Annotated in this window: 5 protein-coding genes; 3 read left to right on the top strand and 2 right to left on the bottom strand. The window is 74.3% G+C overall.

Features of this window, described 5'->3' with window-relative positions:
* Window positions 1-223 precede the first annotated feature (223 nt).
* From ABZ885_RS37775 to ABZ885_RS37765, 3 genes are all read left to right on the top strand, one after another.
* Entirely contained in the window at window positions 224-766 is a 543-nt protein-coding gene (locus tag ABZ885_RS37775; protein ID WP_360199202.1) for an MOSC domain-containing protein, read from the top strand.
* A gap of 163 nt (window positions 767-929) precedes the next feature.
* Complete coding sequence (locus tag ABZ885_RS37770) at window positions 930-2006, top strand: NUDIX domain-containing protein (RefSeq protein ID WP_360199200.1); 1077 nt, start codon at window positions 930-932, stop codon at window positions 2004-2006.
* 87 nt (window positions 2007-2093) lie between these two features.
* Entirely contained in the window at window positions 2094-2495 is a 402-nt protein-coding gene (locus ABZ885_RS37765; RefSeq protein ID WP_360199198.1) for a DUF6188 family protein, read from the top strand.
* Window positions 2496-2636: 141 nt separating this feature from the next.
* Here ABZ885_RS37765 and ABZ885_RS37760 read toward each other — a convergent pair whose 3' ends face one another.
* Together ABZ885_RS37760 and ABZ885_RS37755 are read right to left on the bottom strand one after the other, a co-directional pair.
* The gene (locus ABZ885_RS37760; RefSeq protein WP_360199196.1) at window positions 2637-3011 is read right to left on the bottom strand and encodes a hypothetical protein; all 375 of its coding nucleotides are present in this window, start codon (window positions 3009-3011) and stop codon (window positions 2637-2639) included.
* A 178-nt stretch (window positions 3012-3189) separates the two neighbouring features.
* Window positions 3190-3496 (bottom strand): diacylglyceryl transferase (locus tag ABZ885_RS37755; RefSeq protein ID WP_360199194.1); only part of this gene is annotated, 307 nt, incomplete at its 5' end.

The following is a 3496-nucleotide window of genomic DNA, read 5'->3' as shown; positions in this document are numbered from 1 at the left end:
AGGATGTCTTGGAGGACAGACCTCTTCTACGGGAGCTCCGCTGCTTTGCCTACCGGCCTTGACATGCAGGCCCCACGCTTAACTGAACGGCGTTGAGGCTAGTAGAGCGAGCGCCGCTGGCGGAGCCGGCGGACTGCCCGGCTGAGGCGGCCTGTCCGTGATCGGAGTGCGGGGGCTACGCTCCTGACGAGACGTCGCAGCGCATTGGGGAGGGGCCCGGGGTATGAGCGGAACGGTCACGGCGGTCAGCAGCAACGGCGAGTACGCGTTCACCAAGCCCAACCGGGCCGCGATCACCCTGCTGGCCGGGCTCGGCGTGGAGGGGGACGTCCACGCCGGGGTGACGGTCAAGCACCGGTCGCGGGTCGCGCAGGATCCGACCCAGCCGAACCTCCGGCAGGTCCACCTCATCCACGAGGAGTTGTTCGCCGAGGTCGCCGGGGCGGGGTTCGGCGTGCGGCCGGGCGAGCTCGGCGAGAACGTCACCACCCGCGGCGTCGACCTGCTCGGCCTGCCGGTCGGGACGCTGCTGCGGCTCGGGGACGAGGCGGTCGTCGAGGTCACCGGCCTGCGCAATCCGTGCCTGCAGATCGACGCGTTCCAGAACGGGCTGCTGAAGCAGGTGGTCGGCCGGAACGAGGCCGGGGACATCGTGCGCAAGGCCGGGATCATGGGCGTCGTCCGGGCCGGCGGCGTGGTGCGGCCGGGCGACGCGATCGCCGTGGAGCTGCCGGACGGCCCGCACCGGCCACTCGAACGGGTCTGACGCCCGTACCGTCCCGGGCGGTTGCCCACCGGTTGGGGAACCGTTGGGACGGGCGGGGGCGTCGTCGTGGGCAGCGGGCGGGGGTCTGCCCGGCCGGGTGGAGGGAGCTGCTGTGGTGTCGTCACCGCCTTCGGGTGGCCGGGACGGACGCGCGGGGCGCGAATTGCTGGCGGCCTCCGGGGTGCTGTTCCCGGACGGGCGGGGCAACCTGCTGGTGGTGCGCTTGCCGTACGAGAAGAAGCATCCGCTGTCGATCCCGGGCGGCGGCTGGGAGTACACGGACCTGTCGCCGCGCCGGACGGCCGTCCGGGAGATCGCCGAGGAGCTGGGGTTCACGCCCAGGCTGGGACCGCTGGCCTGCATCGACTGGGTGCTCGGCCGCTCCCGCCCGCCGATCGCCGCGCACCTCTACTGGGCCGAGCCGCTGACGCCGCAGGAGCTGGCCGCCTTCACGCCGGACACGCTGGAGGTCGGCGGCTGGACCTGGCTGACGCCGGAACAGGCGGGCCACGCACTGCCGCCGCGGCTCTCCCGCCGGGTGGGCGCCTGCCTGCGGGCCCCGCGCGAGGCCGGGCCGCTGGAGCTGGAGGACAGCCTGCCCGCCGGGCACACGCTCGACCACCTGACGGTCGGGCCGCCGCCCGAGTACACCGGGCCGGCCGGGGTCACGCTCGCCGGTGCGAACGGCCGGCCGCCGGCCGGGCCCGTCGATCCCCCGCTGGACCGGGACACCTACATCGCCACCCGTCCCCGGATCCGGGCCAAGGCCCGCACGCTGTTCACCGACGCGGCCGGGCGGGTGCTGCTGGTCCGGCTCCGGCCGTGGTCCGGCCCCGGCGGCGAGGAGCCGTACTGGGTGCTGCCCGGCGGCGGCATCGAGGCGGACCGGGAGCTGCCGCGGGCGGCGGCCCGGCGCGAGATCCGCGAGGAGTTGGGCTGGGAGTGCGAACCGGGTCGGCTGCTCGCCCTCGACTGGCTGCCCGGGCGGGCGGCCGATCCGGAGACCGGGCGGGACACCGCCGTCCTGGTGTACGTCTTCGACGGCGGGACGGTGACGGACGGGCAGCTCGCCTCGATGGTGATGGCGGAGGACGAACTGGTCGAGTGGCGGCTCTGCGAGGCGGCGGAGGCGCGGGCGCTGCTGTCCGGGGCGTCCTGGGCCCGTACGGCGGCCGCGCTCGCCACCCGCGACCGCGCGGGCGGTCCGGCCGAACTGGTCGGCGGGCGGCCGTCGGTCTGAGCGGCGGGTCCGGGCCTGTGGGTCCAGGCCTGTGGGTCCGGGCCGAAGCCGCGGACCCGGGTGGTGGTCCTGGTTCACACTGGGGTCATGCAGAACGCGATCGGAGAGGTACTGGCCGGCCGCCGGGTGGTCGCGGTCACGGGCGGCAGCCGGCTCGACATCACGCTCGACGGGCCGGTGACCGTCCGGGTGGCGCACGAGTTCGTGTTCACCACGCCGTCCGAGGTGGACCATTTCTTCCCCGCACTGAGCTTCCGCCCCTCCCCGGCCCTGCTCCGCCTGGTGGGCCGGACGGTCGGTACGGCCCTGGTGACCATGGCGGGCGGGCTGCACCTGAGCTTCTCCGGCGACGGCGACACCCTGCTGACCGTGCCGCCGCACGCGCTGGTCGCCCCCTGGAGCGTGGTCACGCCGGGCGGGGCCGTCTGCGCCGGGCTCGCGGGCGGCGAGGTGGCGTGGACGGAGCAGCCGACGGCTTTCGACGGGTGACCGGCCCGAGGACCGGTCCGGTGGAAGACCGGCCCGGCGGAAGACCGGCCCGGCGGGTGACCGGACGGACCCCGCGCCGCGCGACGCGGGGTCCGGGTCTCGGTTCCCGGGGTCTCGGTTCCCGGGGTTACGGGGTCCCGGTCAGACCTCCAGCTCGGCCTCGACCTTCGTCAGCTGGTGCCGGGCCATCGCCAGGTTGGCGCGGCCCCGGTCCAGCGCGAGGTAGAGGAACAGGCCCTTGCCGCTACGGCTGGTGAGCGGGCGGATCAGGTGGTACTGGCTGCTCAGCGTGATGAGGATGTCCTCGATGCCGTCCCCCAGCCCGAGCATGTCCATCGTCCGCATCTTCGCCCGGACCACGTCGGTGTTGCCGGCGGCGGCCACGTTGAGGTCCAGCCCGCCGGGGCCGTCGAGGGTGGCGAGGGCCATACCGCTGTTGTAGTCGACGAGTGCGGCGCCGACGGCGCCCTCGATCACGGTCATGGCGTGCTTGAGCGCGCCGGCTGCGTCCGTCATGTCGGTTTCTCCAGTTCGTTCGGAAACGGAAGGTCGGTCGGGAAGGTCGGTCGGGAGGATCGGTCCGGTCGGAGGGATGTCGGGGGATGTCGGAGCGGATCGGAAAGTGGGCGGATCAGGGCGGATCGGGGCGGATCGGGGCGGGTCGGTCGGTGCGTGAGCGTCGGGGCCGACGGGGTCAGGGCTGGAGGGGGTCCCTCGGCGCCAGCGTCTCGTTGAGCAGGGCGGCGATCCGCTGGGCGGAGCGGCGCGCCTCCAGGTGCAGACGGCCGACGTTCGCGTCCGGGTGCGCCAGCAGGGTGAGCACGCAGCTGCCGCCCGCCGCGTAGGTGGCGACGTACCCGTGCTCGCCGCGCACCAGCGACTCCCGGAACTCGCCCTGCCCGGTGACGAGCGTCTCCCCGGCGCTGACGCTGTAGTCGACGCCGTTGACCGCCCTCGCCACCCCGTCCCGGGTGACGAACTCGACGTGCAGGTCCCGGACG

The sequence above is a fragment of the Kitasatospora sp. NPDC047058 genome (assembly GCF_040643935.1).
GTDB lineage: Bacteria > Actinomycetota > Actinomycetes > Streptomycetales > Streptomycetaceae > Kitasatospora.
The sequence above is the reverse complement of the archived record's forward strand: the minus strand, read 5'-3'. Positions and strand labels throughout refer to the sequence as shown.